A 13507-nucleotide genomic window follows, 5' to 3' on the forward strand; every position below is an offset into this window, starting at 1 on the left:
AACTCAACTATCGCTCCTGCTGGTAAGTGGGGTCGATGTGGTAACTGCCGGTCGCCGGACCACTGTTGCCGGCCTGACGGCCCTGCTGGATACCGCGTCGGAGGTTGGTCAGACGGCCGCGGACGTCGTCCGGCGCCCGCGAGACCTGCGGACCGGCCTGCGCCTCGGCCTGCTGCTGCGCCGTGCCGGCCACGAGGTTCGCCCGCGGTACCCGGCGGGGCAGCCCCGACGTCGTGATGCCGCCGGCGGCGGGCTGGCGCACGCGCTCGGCCTGCCGCATCAGCTCGTCGTTCGGAGACGACTTCCAGCTGACGGTCGGCATGGCGCCGGTCGCCGCCGCGGCGGGCTCGGCCGCGAACTCCTGGCCGCGCTGCGGCAGCGGAGCAGGGGCCGCCGGAGCGGACTGCTGCGGCTGCTGGGGTACGGCCGGTGCCTGCGCGGGGGGCTGCTGCCCCTCCTCGCGGAACCAGTTCGACTCCAGCGTGTCGAAGATCGGGCTGCGGGCGTCGCCGGAGCCCTGCGCCGGCGGCAGCGCCTCGGGCCGGGGGGCCTGCGGCAGGCCGGGCGCCTCCGGGCGCCGGGGCGCCACGGGTGCGTAGTCACCGCCCTGCTGCGGAGCCTGCGGCTGCTGGTACTGCGCCTGCGGCTGCTGCGGAGCCTGGGGCTGACGGGCGAAGCCGCCGACACCGGGGCCGCCGGGCCGCTGGGGCTGGTAGCCGGCCGGGCGCTCGAACTGCCCGGTGGAGGACGGGTCCAGGGGGCCCCGTACGTCCGGACGTTCGAACTGCCCGGTGGTGCTGCCCAGGCTGTCGGCCTGGGGCATCGGGGCGTTGAAGTCCGGGCGGGCGAACTCGGCGGTCGAGCCGGGGCCCGAGAGCTCGTCGTGGCCGCGGGCCTGGTCGGCGCCCCAGCTGGTGGTCTGCGGACCGGGGAGCTCGGGGCGGGCGCCACCGCGCGGCGGCAGCTGCGGCCGTCCGCCGCGGGAAGCCGGAGCCGCAGGGGCGGCCGGCTGCTGCTGGGGCCGCTGCTGCGGAGCCTGCTGGGGCTGCTGGGGACGCTCGAAGCCGTTGCCCTGCGGGAAGCCGCCCTGCCCGGAAGTGGTCGGAGCGGCCGCCGGACGGGCCTGCGGACCGCGGCCCGCCAGGGGAGCGCCGGAGCCGAAGCCGCCCTGGCCCTGACCCGCGGTCGTCGGACCCGCCTGCGGCCGGGCGCCGGGAGCCCCCGGGCCGCCCTGCTGGCGCTGCTGGCCTGGGCCGCCGTCGCGGCCCGGCAGGGCGGCGCGCTGGCCGCCACCGGAGACCTGCCCGCGCTGCGGAGCCGCGCCCACGGGCGGACGGGCGCCCGCACCGGGACCGGAAGCCTGGCCGCCGGGGCCGCCCTGAGCGCCGCCGGGGCCGCCCTGACCACCCTGGCCCGCCATCGGAGCCGGCTTCTTGCCGCCCTGGGCGACATCGACCGGCAGCATGACGAGGGCCGTGGTGCCGCCCGAGTCGGACGGGCGCAGCTGGATGCGGATGCCGTGTCGCAGGGACAGGCGGCCGACCACGAACAGGCCCATGCGGCGGGAGACGGAGACGTCCACGGTCGGCGGCGACGCGAGTCGCTCGTTGATCGCGGCGAGGTCCTCGGGGGAGAGGCCGATACCGGTGTCGTGGATCTCGACGAGCACACGGCCGTCGGGCAGCGCGTGACCGGTGACCTTGACCTTGGTCTGCGGGGAGGAGAACGAGGTGGCGTTCTCCAGCAGCTCGGCGAGGAGGTGCACGAGGTCGTTGACGACGCGGCCGGCGACATCGGTGCCGGGCACCGAGGCCAGCTCGATGCGCTCGTACTGCTCCACCTCGGACGCGGCGGCACGGAGCACGTCGACGAGCGGGACGGGGCGGGTCCACCGGCGGCCCGGCTCCTCGCCCGCGAGGACGAGGAGGTTTTCGCCGTTACGGCGCATGCGGGTCGCGAGGTGGTCGAGACGGAAGAGCGAGGACAGCTGGTCCGGGTCGGCCTCGCGCGACTCCAGCTCGGAGATGAGCGAGAGCTGACGCTGGATGAGGCCCTGCGAGCGGCGCGAGAGGTTGGTGAACATCGCGTTGACGTTGCCCCGGAGGAGGGCCTGCTCGGCGGCGAGGCGGACGGCCTCGCGGTGCACGTCGTCGAAGGCCGCGGCCACCTGGCCGATCTCGTCGCGGGTGTGCAGGCCGACGGACTCCACGGACGTGTCCACGTCCTGCGGGTCGGACTCGGACAGCTGCTTGACCAGCTCGGGGAGGCGGTCCTGGGCGACCCGCGTGGCGGTGTCCTGCAGGCGGCGCAGCGAGCGGATCATCGAGCGGGCCATGACGAAGGCGCCGACGAGGGAGACACCGAGGACGAGGAGGATCAGCGCACCGTTGATGATGGCGTCCTGCTGCGACTCGTTCTTGAGCTCGCGGGCCTTCTGCTCCATGTCCTCGAGCAGGGTCAGCTCGATGACCTTCATCGCCTGGAGCTTGGTGTCGTCGGCGTCGTACCAGTCCATCCAGGACCGGTTCTTCTCCTTGAGGAACTGGTCCTTGGTGCTCAGGACGCGGCGCGCGTAGTGGTCGGCGGTGCCGATCTCCGTGTTGCCGTCGCCGAGCGACGCGAGGAGCTCCTCGGACTTGCCCTGGTAGACGAGTTCGAAGGTCTTCTTCGACTGCTGCTCGCCCTTGAGCGCGGAGAGCGCGTAAAGGCGGTCGTTCTCCTTCAGCTCGCCCTGCTTCTCGGCGCTGTCGGGGAGCGAGGCGGCGATGATCGCGCGCTGGACGGAGGCGTACTCCTTGGCGGCGGAGAAGGCCGCCAGGGCGCGCGTGCGCTTGATCATCTCCGGGCTGGAGGTGGCCTGCGCCATGTCCTGGGAGAGCGACAGCAGCGAGACGATCAGGCTGTTGTACTCGGTGACCGTCTGCTGGGCGCCGTTCTGGTACGCCTTGCTGCGGATGTCCTCGATGAGGGTGAGCTGGCGGCCGATCTGCAGGATGTTGTTGCGGATCGACTTGAGCGTCTCGTCCTTGTCCTCCGTGCTGTCGACCTTGTCGGTCGCGGCGGCGAAGGCCTTGGCGGCGGCGTCGGTGGTGTCACGGACGTTCGTGACGGTGCTGTTGGCCTTGCCCGCCCCGGGGACCGACAGAGGACCCGCGGACTTGTCGCGCTCCTCCTGGAGCGCGGCGGCGAGGTTGGTCGCCTGCCGGGTCATCGTCGTGAGCAGCTGCATGTGCTCCAGCTGCGCGATGTCGTTGAGCGAGTCGTTGATACGGACGCCACCCAGCGTGGTGGCGGCGACGACCGGCAGGGTCAGCAGCGACACCAGTCGCGTGCTGATGCGCCAGTTCTGCATGTGGAGGCGGGAACCGGGCCCACTGGGGGCCTTCGGTATCGCCACGTCCTGCTCGACCGACCCGGCCTTGGCCTTGGTCTTGACGGACTTCCCTCGGCCCTTCGCCTTCACCGAGGCGGAGGAGTCGGGGCCTGCGCCTTCGACAGCCGGCCCGCGGTTCTGGGCGTGCTGGGGCGAGGAGCCACGATCGGTCCCGCCGCGCGGCTCCTGCTCCGCCGCAGCGCTGCCATCCCTCTTGAATCGTCCCTGCACTAGCGTCGCAACCTCTGGACCAGGCGTCCCGCCGGGCGACCGGTGGGACGGTGTCGAGTCGTGGGGCACTAACGGCCCCATGGTGGTCGTCGGTGACCGGCGCGTTTCCCTCTCTGTGCCACCGCGCTCGGCGCGGTCTCGCGCCACCTGCGCGCCGGCTGATTCCCGCGGCGGTCTCGCGAATTCCAGCACAGTGGAGGATCTCCAACAAGGTGCGAGCATCGGCCCGGAGAGTCGGTGACGGCCAGTGATGGGCGCACTACAGCACGTGGGGCTGCTTTCGGGGTAAACCGGACTTACATCATGCAAACACCATGCCCGGCAAGGTGTCCCAGTCGAGATGATCAGGAGCGGAATGACGCATTCAGTGGCGGAATGCCCGTTTCGTGAGGTCCAATTGACTGTCCATTATGCCGGTAATGTCTGGTCGCAGGTGAGCAAACTCACATGGCCGTGGCCATTACTTCCCGGTTCGGCAGGGGATTCAGATGTTTAGCCTTGCCCCTTAAAGGGTTGGCGGATACGCCGACCGACACACCGAGCAGCCGAGGGCCCGAAACTCCCATGAAGACGACGACGCGGCCGATGTTCCGCATAGCCAACCCCCGCCGCACCACCCTCGCGCACCTCAAGGACGCCGAGGACCTGCAGGCGGCCCCGGCCACCCCGGAGCACGCCGTCGAGCTGCCGACGCAGACCGCCAACCCGCGGCGCACGATCCTGATGGACGCGCCCGTGGCGGCCGCCGCGCAGTAGCCACGGCCCTAAAGAGAGCGAAGCGCCCCTGCCCGCCGCGTTAGCCTGGAGCCGCAGACTCCAGCCAGCGGAAATACAGAGGGGCAGACGCAACACGTGCGCATCGCCAGGTTCTCGATCGACGGCAATGTCGCCTTCGGCGCGGTCGAGGGCAACGCCGCCCCCGGCGCCGAAGGGGAGCTCGTCCTCGACATCATCAAGGGCATCCCGTTCGCGGACTTCGAGCTCTCCGGTACGAAGGTCCCGCTCAGCAAGGTGCGCCTGCTGCCGCCCGTGCTCCCGAACAAGGTCGTGGCCATCGGCCGCAACTACGCGGAGCACGCGGCGGAGCTCGGCAACGAGGTCCCGGACGCCCCCATCACCTTCTTCAAGCCCTCCACCTCCGTGGTCGGCCCGGGCGACCCGATCACGTACCCCTCCTTCTCCCAGGACCTGCACCACGAGGCGGAGCTCGCCGTGGTCATCGGCCGCATGTGCCGAGAGGTCCCGAAGGAGCGCGTCAAGGACGTGATCCTCGGCTACACCTGCGCCAACGACGTCACCGCGCGCGATGTCCAGCAGCGCGAGAAGCAGTGGGCCCGCGCCAAGGGCTTCGACAGCTCCTGCCCCCTCGGCCCCTGGATCGAGACCGACCTGGACCCGAGCGACCTGACCATCCAGTGCACCGTCAACGGCGAACAGCGCCAGCTCGGCCGCACCAGTGACATGGTCCGCTCCATCGAGGACCTGGTCGTGCACATCACCGAGGCCATGACGCTGCTCCCTGGTGACGTCATCCTCACGGGGACCCCGGCCGGAGTCGGCCCCCTCAACGTCGGCGACGAGGTCGCCGTCACCATCGAAGGCATCGGCACTCTCACCAACAAGGTGATCAAGCGTGGCTAACGCGAACGTCCGCGTACGTTTCTGTCCCTCCCCGACCGGCAACCCCCACGTGGGCCTGGTCCGGACCGCCCTCTTCAACTGGGCGTTCGCCCGCCACCACGGCGGTACGTTCGTCTTCCGCATCGAGGACACCGACGCGGCCCGCGACTCCGAGGAGTCGTACGGGCAGCTGCTCGACTCGATGCGCTGGCTCGGCTTCACCTGGGACGAGGGTCCCGAGGTCGGCGGCCCGCACGCCCCGTACCGGCAGTCCGAGCGCATGGACATCTACAAGGACGTCGCGCAGAAGCTGCTCGACGGCGGCTGGGCGTACCACTGCTACTGCACCACCGAGGAGCTCGACGCGCGCCGCGCCGCGGCCCGCGCCGCCGGCAAGCCCTCCGGCTACGACGGCCACTGCCGCGAGCTGACCACCGTGCAGGTCGAGGCGTACCAGGGTGAGCACCGCTCCTCGATCGTCCGCTTCCGGATGCCCGACGAGCCGATCACCTTCACGGACCTCGTCCGCGGCGAGCTGACCTTCACCCCGGACAACGTGCCGGACTTCGGCATCGTCCGGGCCAACGGCGCCCCGCTGTACACGCTGGTGAACCCGGTCGACGACGCGCTCATGGAGATCACCCACGTCCTGCGCGGCGAGGACCTGCTCTCCTCGACCCCGCGCCAGATCGCCCTGTACAAGGCGCTGATCGAGCTGGGCGTCGCCAAGATCACCCCCGCCTTCGGCCACCTGCCGTACGTGATGGGCGAGGGCAACAAGAAGCTCTCCAAGCGCGACCCCGAGGCCTCCCTCAACCTGTACCGCGAGCGCGGCTTCCTCCCCGAGGGCCTGCTGAACTACCTCTCGCTCCTCGGCTGGTCCTTCTCCAAGGACCAGGACGTCTTCTCGATCGAGGAGATGGTGGCGAAGTTCGACATCGACGGCGTCAACGCCAACCCGGCGCGCTTCGACCTCAAGAAGGCCGAGTCGATCAACGGCGACCACATCCGCCTGCTCGACCCGAAGGACTTCGCGGACGCCTGCGCCCCGTGGCTGCGGGCCCCGCACGCCAACTGGGCGCCCGAGGACTTCGACGCCGCGGCCTGGGAGCGCATCGCCCCGTACGCCCAGACCCGTGTGACCGTCCTGTCGGACATCACGGCCAACGTCGACTTCCTGTTCCTGAAGGAGCCGGTCGAGGACCAGGCGTCCTGGGACAAGGCGATGAAGGGCGAGCCCGCGGCCCTGCTGACCACGGCACGCGAGAACCTCCAGGCCGCCGACTGGTCGGACCCCGAGTCCCTCAAGCAGGCCGTCCTGACCGCCGGTGAGGCCCACGGCCTCAAGCTGGGCAAGGCCCAGGCCCCGGTCCGCGTGGCCGTCACCGGCCGCACCGTCGGCCTGCCGCTCTTCGAGTCCCTGGAGATCCTGGGCAAGGAGCGGTCCCTGGCCCGCATCGACGCGACCCTGGCGAAGCTCACCGCGTAGCACCACCCGCATCCCCCGGCCGGCGCCGGGAGGGGCCCCATCGCAGGGGGCGGCGGCCGGACCACCGGCCGCCGCCCCCTGCGGCGTTCTCCGCGCCCTTCCGCGCCCTTCCGGGGCGTTTCGGGGACCCTTCCGGGGGCCGGACCGGATCTTTCTTTCCCGTCCGCCCGCGGAGGACCGGCGTCCGGCGTAGGCTCGGCCCCATGCCGATCCGCGCCGTGCTGTGGGACATCGACGACACCCTCTTCGACTACACGGGGGCGGACGCCGCCGGGCTGGCGCGGCAGCTGGAGACCGACGGGATCGCGGAGCGGTACGGAACCCCCGCACAGGCGCTGGCGCTGTGGCGGCAGATCACCGACCTGCACTGGGCGCGCTTCGCGGCCGGCGAGGGCACCTTCCAGGGGCAGCGCCGGGAGCGGGTGCGGGAGTTCCTCGGGGAGCCCGGGATGACGGCCGACGAGGCGGACGCCTGGTTCGACCAGTACATCGAGCACTACAAGACCTACTGGTCCGTCTTCCCCGACGTGGTGCCCGCGCTGGACGCCCTCGCCGCCGGCTACCGGCACGGGGTGCTCTCCAACTCCTCCACGGCCAACCAGGACCCCAAGCTGCGTGACCTCGGCCTGCGCGACCGCTTCGAAGTGCTGGTCTGCGCCGTCGAGCTCGGGGTCAGCAAGCCGGACGCGGGGGCCTTCCTGGCCGCCTGCGAGGCGCTGGCGCTGGCCCCGGACGAGGTCGCGTACGTGGGTGACCAGCCGGAGATCGATGCGCGCGGGGCGCGGGACGCCGGGCTGCTGGCGATCTGGCTCGACCGCGACGGCCGCCGCGGGGACGGTCCCGACGGCGTGCACCGCATCGCCGGTCTTGAGGGGCTACCGGAGCTGCTGGCAGGGGATACCCGTTTTGGAGCACGGTCAGGCATCCGGTAATGTTCTTTCTGCGCCGCCGGAGCGGGCCGAAAGGCCGGACGGAGGCGCCACCAAAAAAAGAAAACCCCACAGGGGGTTGACTTTTGGTGGGGTATAGTGTAATTGGCAACACGAGGGTTTCTGGTTCCCTTATTCTAGGTTCGAGTCCTGGTACCCCAGCGCAGTGCAGCAGTAACGCAGTGCTTTGCCCCCGTTGTGTAGCGGCCTAGCACGCCGCCCTCTCAAGGCGGTAGCGCCGGTTCGAATCCGGTCGGGGGTACAGATCCTTCCCGCGAGATCTCCAGGGTCGCACCCGGACGTCTTGATGCAGGATCGCTAGGGCCCCCGTTGTGTAGCGGCCTAGCACGCCGCCCTCTCAAGGCGGTAGCGCCGGTTCGAATCCGGTCGGGGGTACTGTTGGTCTGGTCTAGACCACTTTGGGCTATAGTGTAATTGGCAACACGAGGGTTTCTGGTTCCCTTATTCTAGGTTCGAGTCCTGGTAGCCCAGCGCAGTAACAGCAACACCAGCTAGCCCCCGTTGTGTAGCGGCCTAGCACGCCGCCCTCTCAAGGCGGTAGCGCCGGTTCGAATCCGGTCGGGGGTACGCATCGAAGAGGCCTTCCGCGTTCATCGCGGAGGGCCTCTTCGTCGTTCGTCGGCACTGTTCCCCGACGTGGGCCCGATGTGACGTAAGGGCGTAAGTGCGGGCCCGGAGGCGCGTGTTCGGACGTGTGCGGCGTCGTACGCGCCCCCGGGCCCGGGGGTCGGTAAAGAGGTCGGAGCGGGTCAGCCGGAGCGGCGCAGCGCCTCCGTGAGGCGTGCGGCCGCGTCGATGACGGCCTGGGCGTGCATCCGGCCCGGGTGGCGGGTCAGGCGTTCGATCGGCCCGGAGACCGACACCGAGGCCACCACGCGGTTCGACGGCCCGCGCACCGGCGCCGAGACGGAGGCCACACCGGGCTCCCGCTCGCCGATCGACTGCGCCCAGCCGCGGCGCCGGACGCCCGAGAGCGCCGTCGCCGTGAAGCGCGCGCCCTGCAGGCCGCGGTGGAGCCGCTCGGGCTCCTCCCAGGCCATCAGGATCTGCGCGGCCGAGCCCGCCTTCATGGGCAGGGTCGAGCCCACCGGGACGGTGTCCCGAAGGCCCGAGAGCCGCTCCGCGGCCGCCACGCAGATGCGCATGTCTCCCTGACGGCGGTAGAGCTGCGCGCTCTCGCCCGTCACGTCGCGGAGGTGGGTGAGCACCGGTCCGGCCGTGGCCAGCAGGCGGTCCTCGCCGGCCGCGGCGGCGAGCTCCGCCAGCCGCGGACCGAGGATGAACCGGCCCTGCATGTCCCTCGCCACCATCCGGTGGTGTTCCAGTGCCACGGCGAGGCGATGTGCCGTGGGTCGTGCGAGCCCTGTCGCCGCGACCAGCCCGGCGAGGGTGGCCGGACCGGACTCCAGTGCGCTCAGTACCAGAGCTGCCTTGTCGAGAACGCCGACGCCGCTAGAGTTGTCCATGAAACGATATTCACGTCTCACACTGTGAAACGCAAGTTCAATTTTTCCAAGAACCAGCGAGTCTGTATGTACGGGTCCACGAACCACTGGGTCCGAGACGGTGAGCCGGAGGGAAAGCGATGGGTAGGACACTCGCGGAGAAGGTCTGGGACGACCATGTCGTCCGGCGCGCCGAGGGCGAGCCCGACCTCCTCTTCATCGATCTGCACCTGCTGCACGAGGTGACCAGCCCCCAGGCCTTCGAAGGCCTGCGCCAGGCCGGCCGCAAAGTCCGACGCCTCGACCTCACCATCGCGACCGAGGACCACAACACCCCCACCCTGGACATCGACAAGCCGATCGCGGACCCGGTCTCCCGGGCCCAGCTGGAGACGCTGCGCAAGAACTGCTCCGAGTTCGGCGTCCGGCTGCACTCGCTCGGCGACGTCGAGCAGGGCGTCGTCCACGTCGTGGGACCGCAGCTGGGCCTGACCCAGCCCGGCACCACCGTGGTCTGCGGTGACTCCCACACGTCCACGCACGGCGCCTTCGGCGCGCTGGCCTTCGGTATCGGCACCAGCCAGGTCGAGCACGTGCTGGCCACCCAGACGCTGCCGCTGGCTCGCCCGAAGACGATGGCGATCACCGTCACCGGCGCGCTGGCCGAGGGCGTGACCGCCAAGGACCTGATCCTCGCGATCATCGCCAGGATCGGCACCGGGGGCGGCCAGGGCTACATCCTGGAATACCGCGGCGAGGCCATCGAGCAGTTGTCGATGGAAGCCCGCATGACCATCTGCAACATGTCGATCGAGGCCGGCGCCCGCGCGGGCATGATCGCCCCCGACCAGACCACCTTCGACTACCTCCAGGGCCGTGACCACGCCCCGACGGGCGAGGAGTGGGACGCGGCGGTCGCGTACTGGAAGACGCTGCGCACCGACGACGACGCGGTCTTCGACGCCGAGGTCGTCATCGACGGCACGGCGCTGGCCCCGTTCGTCACCTGGGGCACCAACCCGGGCCAGGGCGCGCCGCTGTCGGCCAACGTCCCCGACCCCGCTTCGTACGAGGACGCTTCGGAGCGCCACGCCGCCGAAAAGGCCCTGGAGTACATGGGGTTGACCGCCGGGCAGCCGCTGCGCGACATCAAGGTCGACACCGTCTTCGTAGGTTCCTGCACCAACGGCCGCATCGAGGACCTGCGCGCCGTCGCCGGCATCGTCGAGGGCCGCAAAGTCGCCGACGGCGTACGGATGCTGGTCGTCCCCGGCTCGGTCCGGGTCGCCCTGCAGGCCGTGGAAGAGGGCCTGGACAAGGTCTTCAAGGAGGCCGGCGCCGAATGGCGGCACGCGGGCTGCTCGATGTGTCTGGGCATGAACCCCGACCAACTGGCCCCTGGTGAGCGCTCCGCGTCCACCTCCAACCGCAACTTCGAGGGCCGCCAGGGCAAGGGCGGGCGCACGCACCTGGTCTCCCCGCAGGTGGCCGCCGCCACCGCGGTACTGGGCCATCTGGCCTCGCCCGCCGACCTGTCCGCCGCCGACGCGACCGCCGGAGTCTGAGAACCATGGAAGCCTTCACCACCCACACCGGCCGGGCCGTTCCGCTGCGCCGCAGCAACGTCGACACCGACCAGATCATCCCGGCCCACTGGCTGAAGAAGATCACCCGCGACGGGTTCGAGGACGGGCTCTTCGAGGCCTGGCGCAAGGACCCGGAGTTCATCACCAACCGCCCGGAGCGCGCCGGCGCGACCGTGCTGGTCGCCGGACCCGACTTCGGCACCGGCTCCTCGCGCGAGCACGCCGTCTGGGCCCTGCAGAACTTCGGCTTCAAGACGGTCATCTCCTCCCGCTTCGCCGACATCTTCCGCGGGAACTCGCTGAAGAACGGACTGCTGACCGTCGTCCTGCCCCAGGAGACGGTCGACCGGCTGTGGCAGCTGACCGAGGCCGACCCCACCGCCGAGATCACCGTCGACCTGGTCGACCGCCAGGTGCGGGCGGAAGGAATCGAGGCGGAGTTCGAACTCGACGACAACGCCCGGTGGAGGCTGCTGGAGGGGCTGGACGACATCTCGCTCACCCTTCAGAACGAAGCGGACATCGCCACGTACGAAAGCGTCCGGCCGTCCTTCAAGCCGCGCACGATTCAGGCTTGATTCCTGCCTGATCAGCGCTTATTCACCTTTGGGTGATCACATCGACAACACTGTGCCCCCCACCGGATGGTGGGGGGCACAGCTGTGTGTTGAGGCCCCGTGAGGCGACAACTCGCCCCAGATGGCACAATCTGTGCATGGAACGCGACAGTCAACTTGAGCTCTACGAGCTCGTCGCGGACCGGCTGAAAGAAGCACACACAAGGGTTCGCTCACTGCAAGTCCCGGAGGGCGTAAGGATGGCGCTGTCCCGGAAGCTGTTGGTCGTCACGGCCGCGGCGAAGCACGATCTCGCCGATGCGGCAAGGCGCCTGGACAGGTTGATGAAGGACCTCGACGAGGGTCGATTCCCTGAAGGCGACTGATGCGAAGGAACTCCGTAACGGCCTCCAGCGTTGCGGCACTAGGGTGATTAGCCCGTTTCGTGTTTGATTTGCGGTATATATCCGCCTAACGTGCGAAATAAGCTTGAACACATTCGTTCTGGCGAAGTCTCCGAAGGGGAAGACGTTGAACAAGGCGCAGCTCGTAGAAGCGATTGCCGACAAGCTGGGCGGCCGTCAGCAGGCCGCGGACGCTGTCGACGCGGTACTGGACGCCATCGTCCGCGCTACCGTCGCGGGCGACCGGGTCTCGGTCACGGGCTTCGGCTCGTTCGAGAAGGTCGACCGTCCGGCCCGTTACGCCCGCAACCCGCAGACCGGAGAGCGCGTCCGGGTCAAGAAGACCTCGGTGCCCCGCTTCCGTGCGGGCCAGGGGTTCAAGGACCTGGTCAGCGGCACCAAGAAGCTGCCCAAGGGCGGCGAGGTGTCGGTGAAGAAGGCGCCCAAGGGAAGCCTCACCGGTGGTGCTTCCGCGACGGTCAAGAAGGCCGCCGCGAAGAAGGCCACCACCGCCAAGAGGGCGGCGGCGAAGACCACGGTCGCGAAGAAGGCCGTGGCCAAGAAGACCACCGCGACCGCCAAGAAGGCGGCGGTGAAGAGCACGGCCACCGCGAAGAAGGCGACGGCCACGGCGAAGAAGGCAGCGGCCGCCAAGAAGGCCGCCCCGGCGGCGAAGAAGACCACCGCCGCCGCGAAGAAGACCGCTCCGGCGGCCAAGAAGGCCACCGCAGCGACGAAGGCGCCCGCCAAGAAGACGGCGACGCGCAAGGCCACCGCGAAGAAGACCACCGCCCGCAAGAAGTAAGGGCACGAGTCACACACGCCGGGCCGGTTTCCCCGCCGGGGGAAGTCGGCCCGCGGTGCGTCGTGGCAGGTCAGAAGGTCTGCAGCGTGACCAGGGTGATCCGCAGGTCCGTGCCCTCGCCGTCCGTCTCGATCCGCACCCGCTGCCCGGGCCGCAGCAGCCGCAGGCCGCCCGCGTCGAAGGCCGGGGCCTCGAAGGGCACCGGGGTGCCGTCGTCCAGCAGCACACTGCCGCTGCGGGTCTGGGAGTCGTACGTGTACGCGGTCGCCTGCATACCGGCACTGTATCGGGCCGTGTGAGGCCCCACACCGAGGATGAGCGCCGCCCGCAGATCCCGCGCCGTGTCCACGTCCCGGCGCACGCTGTCCACTCCCGACAGGGCGATTTCCACCGCTCCCGAAGCCGAATGCCTGGCCCGCGAGGGACCGCCGAACGAGGGTGTCAATTCCACTTCCGGAGCAGCGGAAAGCAACGTAGTACCGATTCCGGCCGCATCCGCCAGAAATGCCCGGGGAAATGCCGAGGCGGTTTCGAGCACGCGTAGCAATTCGGGCGGCCGCAGTGCCGGCAGATCGGCGTTCATCGCGGCCACGGCCGCCCCGGGCCGGCCCGCCCGTATCGCCCGCGCCCCGTGGGCCAGCGCCGCGTTGAGCCCGGCCCCCGGGGTGTCCGCGACGATCCGCGCGCCGAGGCGGGCCAGTTCCGCACCGGCCTCGGCGTCGTCCGTGACGACCACCACATCCGCGACCGCGGCGCAGGCCAGCGCCCCCGCCACGGTGTCCTGGGCGAAGGCGAGCGCGAGCCCCGGGCGGGACCCGCCGACGTCCGCCGCGAGACGGCTCTTGGCCACCGCCAGAGGCTTCAGCGGGACCACCAGGCTCCAGACGGCGTTCGTGACCGACCCCTTCCCTCCGGTGAGCTCCGGCACAACCACGGCCCATGGTCAGGTCATGGCCGGGTCATGTGTCGGCCCATTGTCCCCTCCGCCCCGGCGGCCCGGGGGCCCGGCGGGGTGAGCGGGGCGTACGGTGTTCTCGACAGAGACCG

At 70.3% G+C, this 13507-nt stretch carries 10 protein-coding genes, 5 tRNA genes and 1 pseudogene; 13 read left to right on the forward strand and 3 right to left on the reverse strand.

What is annotated here, in order from left to right; genetic code table 11:
* Positions 1-7: 7 nt before the first annotated feature.
* Positions 8-3604, reverse strand: a complete 3597-nt coding sequence (locus OG737_RS21955) for a nitrate- and nitrite sensing domain-containing protein (RefSeq protein ID WP_405921886.1) — start codon at positions 3602-3604, stop codon at positions 8-10.
* 564 nt (positions 3605-4168) lie between these two features.
* Between OG737_RS21955 and OG737_RS21960 the strand changes: the two genes are divergently transcribed.
* From OG737_RS21960 to OG737_RS22000, 9 genes are all read left to right on the forward strand, one after another.
* Positions 4169-4360, forward strand: coding sequence for a hypothetical protein (locus OG737_RS21960; protein ID WP_328927842.1), 192 nt, complete (start codon positions 4169-4171; stop codon positions 4358-4360).
* 96 nt (positions 4361-4456) lie between these two features.
* On the forward strand, positions 4457-5245 hold the full coding sequence (locus OG737_RS21965) for a fumarylacetoacetate hydrolase family protein (protein WP_405921887.1): 789 nt from the start codon (positions 4457-4459) through the stop codon (positions 5243-5245).
* The gene (gene gltX / locus OG737_RS21970) at positions 5238-6713 is read left to right on the forward strand and encodes a glutamate--tRNA ligase (RefSeq protein WP_405921888.1); all 1476 of its coding nucleotides are present in this window, start codon (positions 5238-5240) and stop codon (positions 6711-6713) included. The genes OG737_RS21965 and gltX overlap by 8 nt, the downstream gene beginning before the upstream one ends.
* Before the next feature lie 203 nt (positions 6714-6916).
* Entirely contained in the window at positions 6917-7645 is a 729-nt protein-coding gene (locus OG737_RS21975) for an HAD family hydrolase (RefSeq protein WP_328927845.1), read from the forward strand.
* 87 nt (positions 7646-7732) lie between these two features.
* Positions 7733-7804, forward strand: a tRNA-Gln gene (locus tag OG737_RS21980).
* 27 nt (positions 7805-7831) lie between these two features.
* A tRNA-Glu gene (locus OG737_RS21985) sits at positions 7832-7904 on the forward strand.
* Positions 7905-7965: 61 nt separating this feature from the next.
* Positions 7966-8038 (forward strand) — tRNA-Glu (locus OG737_RS21990).
* Positions 8039-8062: 24 nt separating this feature from the next.
* Positions 8063-8134: transfer RNA gene (locus tag OG737_RS21995), tRNA-Gln, on the forward strand.
* 23 nt (positions 8135-8157) lie between these two features.
* A tRNA-Glu gene (locus OG737_RS22000) sits at positions 8158-8230 on the forward strand.
* Positions 8231-8412: 182 nt separating this feature from the next.
* Here the strand turns inward: OG737_RS22000 and ndgR are convergent.
* Positions 8413-9129: an IclR family transcriptional regulator NdgR gene (gene ndgR, locus OG737_RS22005; protein ID WP_007266782.1), complete on the reverse strand. Its 717-nt coding sequence runs from the start codon at positions 9127-9129 to the stop codon at positions 8413-8415.
* A 119-nt stretch (positions 9130-9248) separates the two neighbouring features.
* Between ndgR and leuC the strand changes: the two genes are divergently transcribed.
* From leuC to OG737_RS22025, 4 genes are all read left to right on the forward strand, one after another.
* A complete protein-coding gene (leuC, locus tag OG737_RS22010) occupies positions 9249-10673 on the forward strand; it encodes a 3-isopropylmalate dehydratase large subunit (RefSeq protein WP_405678374.1) in 1425 nt (474 codons plus the stop codon).
* Positions 10674-10678: 5 nt separating this feature from the next.
* Entirely contained in the window at positions 10679-11272 is a 594-nt protein-coding gene (gene leuD, locus OG737_RS22015) for a 3-isopropylmalate dehydratase small subunit (RefSeq protein WP_405678372.1), read from the forward strand.
* A 137-nt stretch (positions 11273-11409) separates the two neighbouring features.
* Positions 11410-11637, forward strand: coding sequence for a hypothetical protein (locus OG737_RS22020; RefSeq protein ID WP_030009267.1), 228 nt, complete (start codon positions 11410-11412; stop codon positions 11635-11637).
* Positions 11638-11782: 145 nt separating this feature from the next.
* Entirely contained in the window at positions 11783-12460 is a 678-nt protein-coding gene (locus OG737_RS22025; protein ID WP_328927848.1) for an HU family DNA-binding protein, read from the forward strand.
* A gap of 271 nt (positions 12461-12731) precedes the next feature.
* Here the strand turns inward: OG737_RS22025 and cofC are convergent.
* A pseudogene (cofC, locus tag OG737_RS22030) lies at positions 12732-13394 on the reverse strand (2-phospho-L-lactate guanylyltransferase); the annotation flags it as partial.
* Positions 13395-13507 lie beyond the last annotated feature (113 nt).

The organism is Streptomyces sp. NBC_00122 (assembly GCF_045160845.1).
GTDB lineage: Bacteria > Actinomycetota > Actinomycetes > Streptomycetales > Streptomycetaceae > Streptomyces.